The organism is Streptomyces sp. 7R007 (assembly GCF_054850255.1).
The window spans coordinates 1-349 of record NZ_JBTWMV010000185.1 but is presented as its reverse complement, the minus strand read 5'-3'; the positions used below and the strand labels follow the sequence as shown (position 1 = coordinate 349).

Here is a 349-nt window from a genome sequence, read left to right as displayed (position 1 = left end):
CGACGGCCCCTACGGTGACTACTACATGTGGGCCGACGACGACAAGGCATACCCGGACGCGCGGATCATCTTCGTCGACACCGAGACCTCGAACTGGACCTTCGACCCGATGCGCGGCCAGTACTACTTCCACCGCTTCTTCTCCCACCAGCCCGACCTGAACTACGAAAACCCCCGCGTCCAGGAGGAGATCCTGGCCGCCCTGCGCTTCTGGCTGGACCTGGGCATCGACGGCTTCCGCCTGGACGCGGTGCCCTACCTCTACGCCGCCGAGGGCACCAACTGCGAGAACCTGCCGGCCACCCACGAGTTCCTGCGGCGCGTCCGCCGCGAGATCGACGCCATGTAT

The 349-nt window shown here is 65.9% G+C and carries 1 protein-coding gene; it reads left to right on the top strand.

The features are described from left to right. Window positions 1–349, top strand: a 349-nt coding sequence (locus tag ACYF6T_RS44715) for an alpha-amylase family glycosyl hydrolase (RefSeq protein ID WP_461703730.1), incomplete at both ends; no start/stop codon positions are given.